The sequence below is a fragment of the Hominiventricola aquisgranensis genome, from assembly GCF_040096225.1.
Lineage (GTDB): Bacteria > Bacillota > Clostridia > Lachnospirales > Lachnospiraceae > Hominiventricola > Hominiventricola aquisgranensis.
This window is the reverse complement of record NZ_JBBMFC010000029.1, coordinates 13,337-27,432: the sequence shown is the minus strand read 5'-3', so window position 1 is coordinate 27,432 and position 14,096 is coordinate 13,337. Positions and strand designations below refer to the sequence as shown.

Below are 14,096 nucleotides of genomic sequence, written 5' to 3'. Positions count from 1 at the left end.
CATAATCCTCCTTGCCCACAGGAAAAACCTGCGGTATCATAAGAGGTAGAAAAAGGTTGCTGCCATACAGCAGCCAGACACTTGGAGGATGAAGACATGTTATTGATTCGAGGAGGCAGAGTAATAGATCCGGTGAGGGAAGTGGACGAGATCATGGATGTGATGATCGAAGGTTCCCAGATCGTGGAGACTGGTAAAGCTCTGAAGGTTCCGGCAGATGCGGAAGTGATCGATGCAACAGGACTTGTGGTGGCACCGGGACTGATGGATGCCCATGTGCATTTTCGCGATCCAGGCCTTACTTATAAGGAAGATATTGAGACTGGTGCGGCAGCAGCAGCCCGTGGCGGATTTACCACCGTAGTCTGCATGGCAAATACAAAGCCGGTGGTAGATAATCTGGAAACACTTTCCTATGTGCAGGAAAAAGGGGAGCAGACACCGATCCATGTGCTGCAGGCGGCGGCTATCACAAAAGGACTTCAGGGCAAAGAACTGGTGGATATGGAGGCACTGGCAGATGCGGGAGCAGCTGGCTTTACCGATGATGGAATCCCGCTGATGGATGAAAAGCTGCTGGTGCAGGCTATGGAGCAGGCGAAGGCATTGGGCCTTCCGTTGGCTTTCCATGAGGAAGATCCGGCATTGATGAGTGAGCCGGGAGTGCACAAAGGAAAAGTGGCAGAGCAGATCGGATACGGTGGTGCTGCCAGAGCAGCAGAAGATGTGATGGTGGCAAGAGATTGTATGCTGGCACTGCATACCGGCGCTTCTGTCTGTATCCAACATATCAGTTCAAAGAATTCTGTGGAGCTGGTGCGTCTGGCTAAGATGCTGGGAGCAGATGTTCATGCAGAGGCAACGCCGCATCATTTCACATTGACGGAAGAAGCGGTGCTGAAATATGGCACATTGGCACGGATGAATCCGCCTCTGCGGACAGAAGAAGACAGACAGGCGATCATCAAAGGTATCCAGGATGGAACTATTGATATGATTGTGACAGATCATGCGCCGCACAGTGAAGAAGAAAAAGCAAAACCGATGGCACAGGCACCCAGTGGTATCACCGGACTTGAGACCTCATTGGCACTTGGTATCTATTCATTGGTGGAGCCAGGATATATTACGCTGATGGATCTTATGAAACTGATGAGTAAGAATCCCGCAGAATTTTACCGGATGGTGCCGGGAAGCGTGGAACCGGAAGCACCGGCGGATCTGGTAATCTTCGGCGAAAAAGAACAGTGGACAGTGGATCATTTTGCATCAAAGGCAACCAACAGTCCGTTCAAAGGCTGGACCTTGCCAGGAAAGGTGCATTACACCATCTGCGCGGGAAAGATTGCGTATAAAGGTTAGTGGATTGGATAAAAGCCCTCAACTGTGTATGACCATATATGTGGGACATATCAGCACAGTTGGGGGCTTTATTTTTATTTGTTTTTACTTAAGAAATAATCAGCAAGTTTTTCATCAGGTTCCTGTGGGTGTGTTGTCAGCAGGTCACAGATCTGCTGAACAAACGCCAAAGAAAGTCCCAGAATATCAGAAATCTGAACAGGTGTCATCTGTTTGCTGAGAAGCTGAAATCGTATGATGGAGATTTGATTTATAGTCTGTCCTTTATTGAGCCCCTCAGCAAGGCCAGCCTCCCTGCCTTCACGTTTCCACATAGCTTCTTCTTCCCATCGTTGCATAAACTTCACTCCAATCTCTTCACTGGCTTTTACTTGCCTGACATGGTTATGGATTTTGATGAGATTTCCATTGGTATCGGGGATATCCACATCCAAAGTAGATTGCTCCATATACTCCAGAAATTGAATTAATTCTTCGGATACTTCATTACGGTTGGTTCCGCGGGTATTGAGGAAAATTCTGGTTGCGCCATCTTCCAAAACAAGAGACGGATTCTCGTCGCAGCGTGCATGAAATGTATAGCAGTATCTGCCTTCGCCAAAGAGATCAAAAGGCGTGATTATGATATTAAACGTATCAATTAGCAACCCGCAGACAAGATTTTGGGCAGCCACCTTCACTTCGCCGCGTATGCTGCCCAATACTTCATCCAATTAGCAACCCGCGGACTAGATTTTGGGCAGCCATTTCCACTGCATCGCGTTTGCTGCCAAACACTTCATCCAATTAGCAACCCGCGGACTAGATTTTGGGCAGCCACGCTCACTTCGCCGCGTATGCTGCCCAACGCTTCATTTAGTGTCTTCAATAGATTACTCCTTTATTGTATCTGCATTAGCTTTGCGTTGCAAGGAATTTATAAAATTTTACAACTGGAACATGCAAAGAATCCTGCAAAGATTAAAAATAAAATGGATAGTTGCTTTCGACGGACTGAATATCTGGATATAGAACAATGATACATACAGATTAGATTCAGAGTAGCATGTCATGGAATAAAAATCAAGAAAAATTTTGCAGGAAGTTAAGTGAAGAAAGGATTCCAGAATAGGTTCAATCATTCTGGAATCCTTTTAGCATTCATATAACCATACTTACCGATCGCGCAGGAACTGTGTATAGCTTTGTACCCGTTTCTGCTTCTCATCGGGCAGACAGTGGTAATCTGACAAAAAATCTTGCATATCTTTTGGAAGTGAAGCAAATGGATCTGCCGGTTTTTCGGGATGGAGTCCAACACGAACCAGTTGATCCAGCGAGATTTGAAAATAATCTGCAATCACGCAGGCGGTCTCCAGATCCGGAAGCCTCGTACCATTCTCATAATTGGAATAAGCCTGTCTGGAAATATGAAGTTGTTCACTGAGCTGTTTTTGAGTAAATCCGCGATGATGTCTCAGCTCTTTCAGCGTTTCGGCAACTTTTAAACTGGTCATGATCTTCTCCTTCTTGAATCTGCGCTTATTATAGCAAGTTCCCGATTTGACTTGTTTATATGAACAGAAACGTGGAAAACTAATTCTATTTGTACTGGAAATAAAAGTAATAGTTGCAATAAAATACACGAACGTAGTACGATAAAGAGGAAAAAATGGAGAAGATATAAAGCGGATTGTATGATAAAGCATACATTTGTAATCAAACCAGCAATAATAGATTAGAAATTATAAAACGGACAGTTGTTGTTGGCATTCAAAAATGAATAAACAGGGAATAATGTCTATAAGAACAAAACGGAGGATTATAGTATGAAGAAAATCATGAAACAGATTTATGCCCGCATGTGGCTGGCATGGAGACTCCTGCGGCTTCACTTTGTGCGGATGCCGGAATCGGAAGGTGGAAAGTCGCAGGAGCAGTTATTAGAAGAGATTCGAAAAAGATCAGGACTGACTTAGCGTGCTGTTATGATACTCGGATGAACTGGTTACATCCTCGCCGAACCAGTCAGGTGCTTTAAAGGCAAGAGCTTCTTCCTCAGAGGAAAATTCCACTTCTGCCAGCATGAGGTCTGGTCTCGGGGAAGAGAAGAGATCCAGCTCAATAGTATATTTTCCAAAGGGAATCAGATAACGGCGCTTGGTGATGAGCTTGCCGTCAGCTTTTTCGCGCAGATGTGCATAAGCCTCGGCGGTCAGGGGCAGATTATATTCTTCCCGGACCATCAGCCCTTTGGATTTGTAAGTGAGATAATAAGTATCATCCTGCTTGCGGATGCGGACAACCGGTTCGGTGCAGAGATAACCCTGTTCGATATCGTGAAATGCATACTCCTTCAGATCAAAGGGAATGGTATGGATCAGATATTTGCGTTCGATTTCATATGATTTCATGGCAGACTCCTTTTGGTTTTATATAATGTATGGACACATGACAGCTTTAAATTTGTGTCCTGGGTATCTTACATTTTAATATAGCATAACCCGTGTTCAAATGATACAATACATATAAAAAGCATAAACAAATGCCATAAAGGCTGGACAGCACATGGCATCACCTATCACGGGAAGGAAGGTATACGCACATGAGCAAAGCATGTATATTTCTTGCAGACGGATTTGAAGAGATCGAAGGACTGACAGTTGTAGATATTTTAAGAAGAGCAGGTGTGGAGATCCATATGGTATCCATTACCGGAGAGACAAAAGTGACCGGTTCGCATGGAATTGAGATTAAGTGTGATACCTGTATTGGACAGGAAAACTTTTCAGAAACAGAACTTTTTGTATTGCCGGGAGGTATGCCAGGAACGAAGAATCTGGGAGCATGCAAAGCACTGACAGAGCTTCTGACAGCATCCTTTGAAGCAGGGAAAAAGCTCGCAGCTATCTGTGCAGCACCAAGTGTACTGGGAGATCTGGGAATCCTGAAAGGGAAAAAAGCATGTTGCTATCCGGGATTCGAGGAGCATCTGACCGGAGCACAGGTGGTATTTGATCAGGTGGCTCAGGACGGAAATGTGACTACCAGCCGTGGCATGGGAACTGCAATCCCGTTTGCATTGTCGCTGGTGAGCCAGCTGGTGTCAGAAGAAAAAGCACAGGAGCTGGCGCAGAGCATTATTTTTAAGGTATAAGATTTAGAACCATTCGCAAAGCATCGGGAAGATTCAGAGCCACATTTGCAAAACCGCATGTGCATAGCTCTGAATCTCCAACACTTACCAGTATTTCTTCCATGTAAATGTGAATACTATGGGCATGGAGGTGATTAGCATGACAAATCAGAACAGCAAATCCGGAACCAACAGTATGGCGGTACCGGAGGCGAAATCTGCCATGAACCGTTTTAAGGAGGAGGTTGCCAGCGAGCTTGGCGTGAACTTAAAAGACGGTTACAATGGTGATCTGACCAGCCGTGAAGCCGGTTCTATCGGTGGCGAGATGGTCAAAAAGATGATCATGAAGCAGGAACAGCAGATGTCATCCGGTCAGTAACGGACGACTGAAGCCGTAAAAGTGTGAAAACCAAGGCTGGACGGGCTTTTTTCTGTGTATTGAGCAGGAAAAAGCCTAGACAGTCTTATTTTTTTGTGCTATACTCTTAAAATGTCTATGAGTATGTGAATCAGGGTATACTGATCTAAGAATACAAGGAGGATATAACATAAAAATGAGTGTACAGGTTGAAAAATTAGAGAAAAACATGGCGAAACTGACCGTAGAAGTACCGGCAGAGAACGTAGAGAAAGCAATCCAGGGTGCTTACAATAAAATGAAAAAAAGCATTAACATTCCGGGATTCCGTAAAGGAAAAGCTCCGCGTCAGCTTATCGAGAAAATGTATGGAAAAGAAGTATTCTACAACGATGCAATCGATGCAATGCTTCCGTCTGCATATTCTGATGCAGTAGAAGAGTGCGGCGAGGAGATCGTTTCCCATCCGCAGATCGACGTTGTTCAGATCGAGAGCGGCAAACCGTTCGTATTTACTGCAACTGTAGCTGTAAAACCGGCTGTAGAGCTTGGTGAGTACAAAGGAATCCAGGTAGAGAAAGCACCGATCGAAGTAAAAGACGAGGAGATCGAGGCACAGATCACCAAAGAGCGCGAGGCTAACTCCCGTACTGTAACCGTTGATGACCGTGCAGTAGCACAGGGCGACATCGTTACTCTTGATTTCGAGGGATTTGTTGATGGTGTTGCATTTGAGGGCGGCAAAGGTGAGAACTATGATCTGACTATCGGATCCAATACCTTTATCCCGGGCTTTGAGGATCAGCTTGTTGGAGCTGAGATCGGCAAAGAGCTTGATGTAAACGTAACCTTCCCGGAGGAGTACGGTGCAAAAGAACTGGCTGGAAAAGCAGCAGTATTCAAATGCAAAGTAAACGGAATCAAAGTAAAAGAGCTTCCGACAGTAGATGATGAGTTCGCTCAGGAAGTATCTGAGTTTGATACTCTGGATGAATATAAAGCAGATATTAAGGCTAAACTCCTCAAAGAGAAAGAGGATGAGGCTGCAAGAGCAAAAGAGGATGCTGTAATCGGCAAGATCATCGAGGGAGCTAAGATGGAGATCCCGGATGCTATGGTAGAGTATCAGACCCGCCAGATGCTGGATGAGTTCGCTCAGAGAATCCAGTCTCAGGGTATCTCTCTGGATCAGTACTTCCAGTTCACCGGCCTGACCGAGGAGAAATACATGGAAGAGATGAAACCGAGAGCACTTCAGAACATCCAGAGCCGTCTGGTACTGGAAGCAGTAGCTCAGGCTGAGAATCTGGTTGCTGAGGAAGCTGACATTGAGGAAGAGATCAAGAAGATGGCTGACATGTACAAGATGGAAGCTGACAAGATCAAAGAGCTGTTAGGCGAGCGTCAGATGGAAGAGATGAAGAAGGATATCGCAGTCCAGAAAGCTGCCAAACTGGTTGCGGAAGCTGCAGTAGAGGCTTAAAAAGAAAGATACAAAAGGGCATGGCAGTTCGCTGTGCCCTTTTATAGACGAATGATATACACAGACGAGGGAGTTACATCATTCAGGAGGAGGACAAATAAATGGCATTAGTACCTTATGTGATTGAACAGACCAGCAGAGGAGAGAGAAATTATGATATCTACTCCAGACTGCTGAAGGAGCGTATCATTTTCCTTGGAGAAGAGGTAAATGAGACCACAGCCAGCCTGATCGTGGCTCAGCTTCTGTTCCTGGAGTCCGAGGACCCGGGAAAAGATATTCATCTGTATATTAACAGCCCGGGCGGTTCTGTAACTGCCGGCATGGCAATTTTTGATACTATGAATTATATCAAGTGCGACGTGTCTACCATCTGTATTGGTATGGCAGCCAGCATGGGTGCATTTCTTCTGGCAGGCGGTGCAAAAGGCAAACGTTTTGCACTTCCGAACGCAGAGATCATGATCCATCAGCCGCTTGGCGGAGCACAGGGACAGGCAACGGAGATCGAGATCGCAGCAAAACACATTCTGCGCACCAAGGAAAAGCTGAACAGTATTCTGGCAGAGCGCACCGGTCAGCCGCTGGATGTGATCGTACGCGACACTGACCGCGATAACTATATGACTGCTGAAGAGGCGAAGTCCTACGGACTGATCGATCAGGTAATTGCAGGACACTAAGGGAGACACACATGGCTAGAAATGAAATCAGGTGTTCCTTCTGCGGCAAGACAGAAAGTCAGGTCATGAAGCTTTTGAAGGGACCAAATGGCGTCTATATTTGCGATGCCTGCGTAGAACTTTGCTCAGAGATCATTGAAGAAGAGATGCAGGAAGAGAACAATCACACATCTGAGGAAGATATCCATCTTCTCAAACCGGAAGAGATCAAGAGCTTTCTGGATGAATATGTGATCGGACAGGAAAATGCAAAAAAGGTACTGTCCGTGGCAGTTTATAATCATTATAAGAGAATCCTTGCACAGCAGGATCTGGATGTGGAGCTGCAGAAGAGCAACATTTTGTTGCTTGGACCTACCGGTTCCGGCAAGACCCTTCTGGCACAGACTCTGGCCCGCATTCTGAACGTTCCGTTTGCCATTGCAGACGCAACGACTCTGACTGAGGCCGGATATGTGGGTGAGGATGTGGAGAACATCCTTCTGAAGATCATTCAGGCTGCAGACTATGACATCGAACGTGCCCAGAAAGGCATTATATATATTGACGAGATCGATAAGATCACCAGAAAATCAGAGAACCCGTCCATCACCAGAGATGTATCCGGAGAGGGCGTACAGCAGGCTCTTTTGAAGATCCTGGAGGGAACCGTTGCATCCGTACCACCTCAGGGTGGAAGAAAGCATCCCCATCAGGAGCTGATCCAGATCGATACCACCAACATTCTGTTTATCTGCGGTGGAGCATTTGAAGGTCTGGATAAGATCATTGAGACACGTATGGATCAGAAGTCCATCGGATTTAATGCAGATATCCGTGACAAGCGTCAGGAAAATGTAGGGGAACTTCTGCGAAATGCATTGCCGGAGGATTTTATCAAATTCGGTATGATTCCAGAGTTCATGGGGCGTGTGCCGATCTCTGTATCTCTGGATCCACTGAGCAGAGATGATATGGTCCGTATTCTGCTGGAGCCGAAGAACTCCATCGTCCGCCAGTATCAGAAGCTGTTTGAACTGGATGGCGTGGATCTGAAGTTTACAGATGATGCGGTGAAAGCCATTGCGGATAAGACCATTGCCCGCAAGACAGGAGCCAGAGGACTGCGTTCTATTATGGAAGAGACCATGATGGATCTGATGTTTACGATTCCGTCGGATGACACGATTGAGAGCTGTACCATCACAGAAGAAGCGGTGGATGGCAGCGGAGTCCCGATGATAGCAAGAAAATGAGTGACAATTTAGAAGCGTGAGAAGACGGTTCCAAATTGTTGAAGAAATTAAATGAGGGAGCCGTGTCACAAGACAGGCTGGTGTGTTAACATACACACGGCAGCCGTCCGTGTGGTACGGCTTTTTTAGATAAAGAAGGAGGATGGCAGATGGAGACAACAGAATACAGGATTCCTGCGGTGGCACTGCGTGGAATGGTTGTTCTGCCGGAGATGGTTACGCATTTTGACGTGAGCAGATCCAGATCGATCAAGGCTGTGGAGCAGGCATTGTCTCAGAAGCAGAATCTGTTTGTGGTGACACAGCAAGATCCGGATACAGATGCGCCGGAGCAGGAGGATCTGTTTACATACGGAACGGTCGTGGAGATCAAGCAGATCGTGAAGATGCCGCACAATATATTACGGGTACTGGTAGAAGGTATGTTCCGGGCCAGACTGGTGGAACTTGAGACCGGTGAGTATCTGAATGCTCAGGTGGAGGAGTCGGAGCCGGAAGATTTCGGCGATCTGCCGTTGGTTGGAAAGGAAGCCATGCTTCGCAATCTGAAGGAGATCTTTCAGACCTACTGCGAAGGAGCCAGCAGAAACAGTAAGGAACTGGTGCGTCAGGTGCTGGACAGCAGAACCCTGGAGGATATGATCACACAGGTTATGGTACATGCGCCCTTTGACTGGGAGAAGCAGCAGCGTCTACTGGAGACACAGAGCCTGTCCGCATGTTACGAGATGCTGTGCATCACCCTGAATAATGAGATTGAGATCGAACGATATCGCCGAAACGTGCAGGAAAAGGTAAAAGCGCGGGTAGATAAGCAGCAGAAGGAATATTATCTGCGGGAGCAGATGAAGGTGATCCGGGAGGAACTGGGCGATGATGGCCCGAATACAGAAGCGGAGACGTTTCGTGAAGCGGTAGAGAAGCTGGAAGCTTCTGATGAAGTGAAGGAGCGGATTGAGAAAGAGATCCAGAGATTTCTGAATGCAGGCTTTAATTCTGCAGAGGCATCGGTGAGCCGCGGCTATATTGAGACACTGCTGGATCTTCCGTGGGACAAGAGAGGCGAAGACAGGCTGGATCTGAAAGTGGCGGAAGATATTCTGGAAAAGGAGCACTATGGACTGGAAAAAGTCAAAGAGCGTATTCTGGAATTTCTGGCAGTCCGCAAGATGCTGGATGCCAGTGAGAGTCCGATCCTCTGTCTGGTGGGACCGCCTGGAACTGGTAAGACATCGGTAGCCCGTTCTATTGCAGAAGCATTGAATAAGAAATACGTACGCATATGTCTGGGCGGCGTTCATGATGAGGCGGAGATCCGCGGACATCGCAGAACCTATATCGGAGCCATGCCGGGACGTATCGTGGATGGTATCCGTCAGGCAGGTGTGAAGAATCCGCTGATGGTGCTGGACGAGATCGACAAGGTCAGCGCAGATTATAAGGGAGACACCTTCTCAGCACTTTTGGAGGTGTTGGACAGCGAGCAGAACAGCAAATTCCGGGATCATTATGTGGAGATCCCCATGGATCTGTCAGAAGTGATGTTTATCTGTACAGCAAATGATCTGAGCACCGTACCGAGACCGCTGCTTGACCGTATGGAGATCATCGAGGTCAGTGGTTATACTGAAAATGAAAAATACCACATCGCCACGGAGCATCTGATGCAGAAGCAGATGAAGAAGCATGGACTGGATGAAAGCAGATTTCAGATCAGTGAGAAGGCGATGCAGAAGATCATCCATGAGTATACCAGAGAATCCGGTGTACGTGCACTGGAGAGGCGGATTGCATCCCTGTGCAGAAAAGCAGACCGGGAGATTCTGGAGAAGAACCGGAAGAAGGTTCAGATCACGGAGCGTAATCTGGAGAAATATCTGGGAAAAAGCATCTATGAGACCAATATGAAGGCTGAGCACGATGAGGTGGGGATTGTCCGCGGTCTGGCATGGACCAGCGTAGGCGGAGATACACTGGAGATCGAAGTGAACCTTATGCCTGGTAAAGGAAAATTTGAACTGACCGGACAGCTTGGAGATGTTATGCAGGAGTCTGCCAAGGCGGGAATCAGCTACATCCGTTCCGTCAGCGATGACTATGAGCTGGATCCGGAGTATTTCCAGCAGCATGACATCCACATCCATATTCCGGAAGGCGCAGTGCCGAAGGATGGTCCGTCAGCAGGAATCACCATGGCAACAGCCATGTTGTCTGCAGTGTTAAATAAACCGGTGCGGGCAGATGTGGCCATGACCGGAGAGATCACTCTCCGTGGACGGGTATTGCCCATCGGCGGCCTGAAGGAGAAGCTTCTGGCAGCGAAAGGGGCTGGCATGAAGACTGTTATTGTACCGGAGAAAAACCGCCGTGATGTGGAAGAGCTGTCCAGAGAGATCACCGGCGGACTGGAACTGGTCTATGCACAGAATATGAATGATGTAATCTCGCATGCATTTGTGCAGTAATGAAGGACTGCGCAGGCGTCGCAGCCTTGAACAATGCAGATCGGGAAAGGAGAAAATATATGATCATCAAGCAGGCAGAGCTGGAGACCGTATGCGGCATCACCAGCAAGCTTCCGGAAAATGAATGGCCGGAAGTGGCATTTGCGGGGAAATCCAACGTGGGAAAATCTTCCCTGATCAACGGACTTCTGAATCGGAAGTCCCTGGCCAGGACATCTTCCCAGCCGGGTAAGACCCAGACCATCAATTTTTATAAAGTAAACGGTGACCTGTACCTGGTGGACCTGCCGGGCTATGGTTACGCAAAAGTAAGCAATGAGATCAAAGCAAAATGGGGTAAAATGATCGAGCGGTATCTGCATGGATCAAAGCAGCTGCGTGCAGTGTTTCTGCTCATTGACATCCGTCATGACCCGTCGGCCAATGACAAGACCATGTATGACTGGGTGGTCCATCAGGGATTTGAACCCATTATCATTGCTACAAAACTGGATAAGATCAAGAGAAGTCAGGTGCAGAAGCAGATCAAAGCGATCAAAGAAGGACTGAATCTGCTGCCTGGAACAAAAGTGATCCCATTCTCTGCAGAGACCAAACAGGGTCGTGATGAGATCTGGGAGGTCATCAATTCTCTGAGAGAGGATGAATCGGAAGAAGGAGTATAAGATGAGCGAAGATGCGCATAAAACAACTGAGGGAGCAGTGTTGATAAAGCGGATCGGACGAAATGTACTGAATGTGGGGATCTTCCTTGCGGAAGTCCTGTTCCTGATACTGGCAGGACCGGCACTGCTGAAGTTTTTCATGCCGGTGGTGCTGGGCTGGCTGATCGCCTGTATTGCCAATCCACTGGTGAAATTTCTGGAGAAACGGCTGCACATTGTGCGGAAGCACAGTTCCTTTGTGGTGATCTTAGGTGCGATCCTGCTGATCGTGCTGGGATGCTATTATGGGATCACTGCGTTGTTTTATGAAGGCGCGAAGATCGTGGAGCGTTTCCCGGCTTATTATGCGACCTTGCTGGATAGCCTGAATCACCTGGGAGACCAGCTGCAGCAGATGGTTGGCCGTATGTCTCCGGAGATGAGTGATAAGATCGAACAATTGACGGATCTGATCACTTCCAATCTGGGACAGATTGCCGGAAGTCTGGGAAGCATTACGGTAGGTGCTGCAGGAAATGTGGCAAAGAACATTCCGTCAATTCTGATATCGTTTTTATTTACTCTGCTGTTCGCTTACTTTTTTATTGCGCAGAGAGACCGGATCCAGAAGATGGCGAGAAAGCTGGTTCCAACGGATACAGCAGAACAGCTGAAGCTGGTATGGAATCGACTCACCTATGCGTTGGGCGGATATTTCCGTGCACAGTTTAAGATCATGGGAATCGTAGGAATCATTCTATTTGTTGGATTCCTGGTCATGAGAATTGAGTATGCAGTATTCCTTGCGTTGATCATTGCGGTTCTGGATTTCCTGCCTATGCTGGGAACCGGAACAGTGATGATTCCATGGGCGCTGTATCTGGTGCTGTGCGGTAATCTCCCGCTGGCAGCAGGACTGGTGATCCTCTATGCCGTGACTCAGGTCACAAGACAGCTGATCCAGCCGAAGATGGTGAGTGACAGCATCGGCATAGATACACTGACCACACTGGTATTCATGTTCATTGGCTGGCGTGCTGCCGGTCTGATCGGCATGATCGTTGCAGTTCCGGTGGGGCTGATCATCCTGAAGCTTTCGGAGGCAGGCGCATTCGACCATATCCTGAAAAGCATCAAAGAATTGAGAGAAGATATTCATACATTGAGAAGAGGATAAAATGACCTTCAGAGTGCATTCGCAAAATTGCATTTGCGGATGCACTCTGAAGGTTTACAAGAGTTCTTTCATGATCGTAGCATAAATATTCTGGCTTTTTTCAGCCCAGTGACTGCAGGCGGATTCCGCCTGCTTTTTTGATGGAACCTGGAAAGTCAGGTCGATCAGATTGGAATCCTGCTCACGAACGCGGCAGCGTACCACGTACTCGCCATTATTTCCTACAAAATAATCAGCGGTGGTAGACAGAGCTTCACGGATCGCGATCTTGTGTTCCTCCAGGTAATTGTGAATATCTGTCAGGATCGCATCAGAGATCTTATTCCCAAAAAATTCCAGTGTATTTTTTCCGGCATCGGTGATGTGATACAGAGAATTATTTCGCTTGGTAGTCACATTTACAAGACCGGTCTCATCCATCTCGGAGAGTGCCTGCTGAACGGTGAAATAATTGGTGTATTCTTTGTCCAGAATAAATTCGGTGATCTGAGAATTGGTCAGCGGATATTCCACCTGTTCCAGCATTTTCAGAATGATCAGTTTATATAAACTCAGCGTATCAGCCATAGGGTGTCTCCTTCTTTCTATATTTTTTTCCCTGCCACGTATCCAGCAGGCGGAATTCCCGGTGAATACTGTTCAGCACAGTTCTCTTTGCCAGACTCCAGCGGGGCTCGATGAGCAGATCCTTAGGACCATCACCGGTCAGCCGGTGGATGACCAGATCAGGGCGTAAGATCTCCACGCAGGCGGGGATCAGCTTCACATATTCCTCCATAGTAAATACGTGGAACGGGTCTTCCGCGTAGCGGACTGCCAGGTCTGTCCCTTTCAAAATATGCAGAAGCTGGAGCTTTATGCCTTGAATATCCTGATCGTTCAGATAATGCAGGGTTTCAAACATCCGCTCCTGGTCTTCTCCGGGAAGTCCGAGGATCGTGTGGACGATCACTTCCAGACCAGCCGCACGCAGACGGTTCACCGCATCCTCAAAGACGGACAGGGGATAACCGCGCCGGATATCACGGGCGGTATCTTCGTGCATGGTCTGAAGTCCAAGCTCCACCCAGACAGGCTTGATCTGATTTAACTGGGCCAGCAGCTCCACGATCTCTGGCTGCAGGCAGTCCGGGCGGGTGGCGATAGATAATAATACCACCTGGGGATGGGCAATGGCTTCTGTGAAGATGGTCCGCAGATAATCCACCGGTGCATAGGTATTGGTAAATGCCTGAAAATAGGCAATGTATGCATTGACCGGGCGTTTGTGGGAGAGCCGTTCCTTGCCGGATTCAATCTGTTCCCGGATGGAGAGGGCCGGATCGGAGGCAAATTCGCCGGAACCGCCGCCGCTGCAGAAGATGCAGCCTCCGTGACCTACAGTGCCGTCCCGGTTAGGACAGGTCATGCCGCCGTTTAACGCCAGTCGATATACTTTTTCTCCGAACCGTTTTTTTAACTCATAGTCCAGAGAGTGGTAAGGTTTGTCATTCCATAGTCTCATATATTCAATCTATCATAGGAAAAAATAAAAATCAATGAAAGTTTCCCTTTTCATTTAGGGATAAAGA

15 protein-coding genes are annotated in these 14,096 nt (G+C 47.6%); 10 read left to right on the top strand and 5 right to left on the bottom strand.

The annotated features are described in order from the left end of the window. Positions 1-96: 96 nt before the first annotated feature. Positions 97-1,362 carry a dihydroorotase gene (locus tag WMO62_RS13560; RefSeq protein WP_349144988.1) on the top strand — a complete coding sequence of 422 codons (1,266 nt, stop codon included), beginning with the start codon at positions 97-99 and terminating at the stop codon, positions 1,360-1,362. A 74-nt stretch (positions 1,363-1,436) separates the two neighbouring features. Here the strand turns inward: WMO62_RS13560 and WMO62_RS13555 are convergent, their stop codons facing one another. Both WMO62_RS13555 and WMO62_RS13550 read right to left on the bottom strand, forming a co-directional pair. Beyond that, a complete protein-coding gene (locus WMO62_RS13555) occupies positions 1,437-2,075 on the bottom strand; it encodes a hypothetical protein (protein WP_349144987.1) in 639 nt (212 codons plus the stop codon). Positions 2,076-2,516: 441 nt separating this feature from the next. After that, positions 2,517-2,858 carry a helix-turn-helix domain-containing protein gene (locus WMO62_RS13550; RefSeq protein WP_178753751.1) on the bottom strand — a complete coding sequence of 114 codons (342 nt, stop codon included), beginning with the start codon at positions 2,856-2,858 and terminating at the stop codon, positions 2,517-2,519. Between the two features lie 312 nt (positions 2,859-3,170). Here WMO62_RS13550 and WMO62_RS13545 point away from each other — a divergent pair, with 312 nt between their 5' ends. Then, positions 3,171-3,320, top strand: coding sequence for a hypothetical protein (locus tag WMO62_RS13545; RefSeq protein WP_349144986.1), 150 nt, complete (start codon positions 3,171-3,173; stop codon positions 3,318-3,320). Here the strand turns inward: WMO62_RS13545 and WMO62_RS13540 are convergent. After that, the gene (locus WMO62_RS13540) at positions 3,306-3,755 is read right to left on the bottom strand and encodes a CYTH domain-containing protein (protein WP_117497088.1); all 450 of its coding nucleotides are present in this window, start codon (positions 3,753-3,755) and stop codon (positions 3,306-3,308) included. The genes WMO62_RS13545 and WMO62_RS13540 overlap by 15 nt on opposite strands. A gap of 191 nt (positions 3,756-3,946) precedes the next feature. Between WMO62_RS13540 and WMO62_RS13535 the strand changes: the two genes are divergently transcribed. The 8 genes from WMO62_RS13535 to ytvI all read left to right on the top strand — a co-directional run bounded on the left by WMO62_RS13535 (position 3,947) and on the right by ytvI (position 12,525). Beyond that, a complete protein-coding gene (locus WMO62_RS13535) occupies positions 3,947-4,498 on the top strand; it encodes a DJ-1 family glyoxalase III (RefSeq protein WP_349144985.1) in 552 nt (183 codons plus the stop codon). 139 nt (positions 4,499-4,637) lie between these two features. Then, positions 4,638-4,859, top strand: a complete 222-nt coding sequence (locus WMO62_RS13530) for an alpha/beta-type small acid-soluble spore protein (RefSeq protein ID WP_349144984.1) — start codon at positions 4,638-4,640, stop codon at positions 4,857-4,859. A 175-nt stretch (positions 4,860-5,034) separates the two neighbouring features. After that, entirely contained in the window at positions 5,035-6,321 is a 1,287-nt protein-coding gene (tig, locus tag WMO62_RS13525; RefSeq protein ID WP_349144982.1) for a trigger factor, read from the top strand. Positions 6,322-6,422: 101 nt separating this feature from the next. Beyond that, the gene (clpP, locus tag WMO62_RS13520) at positions 6,423-7,004 is read left to right on the top strand and encodes an ATP-dependent Clp endopeptidase proteolytic subunit ClpP (RefSeq protein WP_117497080.1); all 582 of its coding nucleotides are present in this window, start codon (positions 6,423-6,425) and stop codon (positions 7,002-7,004) included. Positions 7,005-7,015: 11 nt separating this feature from the next. Then, positions 7,016-8,239 carry an ATP-dependent Clp protease ATP-binding subunit ClpX gene (gene clpX / locus WMO62_RS13515; RefSeq protein ID WP_349144981.1) on the top strand — a complete coding sequence of 408 codons (1,224 nt, stop codon included), beginning with the start codon at positions 7,016-7,018 and terminating at the stop codon, positions 8,237-8,239. Positions 8,240-8,388: 149 nt separating this feature from the next. After that, entirely contained in the window at positions 8,389-10,704 is a 2,316-nt protein-coding gene (lon, locus tag WMO62_RS13510) for an endopeptidase La (protein ID WP_349144980.1), read from the top strand. A gap of 59 nt (positions 10,705-10,763) precedes the next feature. Beyond that, positions 10,764-11,369: a ribosome biogenesis GTP-binding protein YihA/YsxC gene (yihA, locus tag WMO62_RS13505; protein ID WP_178753755.1), complete on the top strand. Its 606-nt coding sequence runs from the start codon at positions 10,764-10,766 to the stop codon at positions 11,367-11,369. 1 nt (position 11,370) lies between these two features. Next, positions 11,371-12,525, top strand: a complete 1,155-nt coding sequence (gene ytvI, locus WMO62_RS13500) for a sporulation integral membrane protein YtvI (RefSeq protein WP_349144979.1) — start codon at positions 11,371-11,373, stop codon at positions 12,523-12,525. A 54-nt stretch (positions 12,526-12,579) separates the two neighbouring features. Here ytvI and WMO62_RS13495 read toward each other — a convergent pair whose 3' ends face one another. Next, on the bottom strand, positions 12,580-13,092 hold the full coding sequence (locus WMO62_RS13495; RefSeq protein ID WP_117497069.1) for a DUF4364 family protein: 513 nt from the start codon (positions 13,090-13,092) through the stop codon (positions 12,580-12,582). Continuing rightward, the gene (gene mnmL, locus WMO62_RS13490) at positions 13,085-14,029 is read right to left on the bottom strand and encodes a tRNA modification radical SAM protein MnmL/YtqA (protein ID WP_349144978.1); all 945 of its coding nucleotides are present in this window, start codon (positions 14,027-14,029) and stop codon (positions 13,085-13,087) included. Before mnmL ends, WMO62_RS13495 begins: the two co-directional genes overlap by 8 nt. Positions 14,030-14,096: the final 67 nt, after the last annotated feature.

What these genes read in the sequence shown, in the direction of transcription:
- mnmL (WP_349144978.1), bottom strand. Translation starts at nt 14,029, where the DNA reads ATGAGACTATGGAATGACAAACCTTACCACTCTCTGGACTATGAGTTA.
- WMO62_RS13545 (WP_349144986.1), top strand. Translation starts at nt 3,171, where the DNA reads ATGAAGAAAATCATGAAACAGATTTATGCCCGCATGTGGCTGGCATGG.
- WMO62_RS13530 (WP_349144984.1), top strand. Translation starts at nt 4,638, where the DNA reads ATGACAAATCAGAACAGCAAATCCGGAACCAACAGTATGGCGGTACCG.
- WMO62_RS13540 (WP_117497088.1), bottom strand. Translation starts at nt 3,755, where the DNA reads ATGAAATCATATGAAATCGAACGCAAATATCTGATCCATACCATTCCC.
- clpX (WP_349144981.1), top strand. Translation starts at nt 7,016, where the DNA reads ATGGCTAGAAATGAAATCAGGTGTTCCTTCTGCGGCAAGACAGAAAGT.
- WMO62_RS13560 (WP_349144988.1), top strand. Translation starts at nt 97, where the DNA reads ATGTTATTGATTCGAGGAGGCAGAGTAATAGATCCGGTGAGGGAAGTG.
- tig (WP_349144982.1), top strand. Translation starts at nt 5,035, where the DNA reads ATGAGTGTACAGGTTGAAAAATTAGAGAAAAACATGGCGAAACTGACC.
- clpP (WP_117497080.1), top strand. Translation starts at nt 6,423, where the DNA reads ATGGCATTAGTACCTTATGTGATTGAACAGACCAGCAGAGGAGAGAGA.
- WMO62_RS13535 (WP_349144985.1), top strand. Translation starts at nt 3,947, where the DNA reads ATGAGCAAAGCATGTATATTTCTTGCAGACGGATTTGAAGAGATCGAA.
- WMO62_RS13495 (WP_117497069.1), bottom strand. Translation starts at nt 13,092, where the DNA reads ATGGCTGATACGCTGAGTTTATATAAACTGATCATTCTGAAAATGCTG.
- yihA (WP_178753755.1), top strand. Translation starts at nt 10,764, where the DNA reads ATGATCATCAAGCAGGCAGAGCTGGAGACCGTATGCGGCATCACCAGC.
- lon (WP_349144980.1), top strand. Translation starts at nt 8,389, where the DNA reads ATGGAGACAACAGAATACAGGATTCCTGCGGTGGCACTGCGTGGAATG.
- ytvI (WP_349144979.1), top strand. Translation starts at nt 11,371, where the DNA reads ATGAGCGAAGATGCGCATAAAACAACTGAGGGAGCAGTGTTGATAAAG.
- WMO62_RS13550 (WP_178753751.1), bottom strand. Translation starts at nt 2,858, where the DNA reads ATGACCAGTTTAAAAGTTGCCGAAACGCTGAAAGAGCTGAGACATCAT.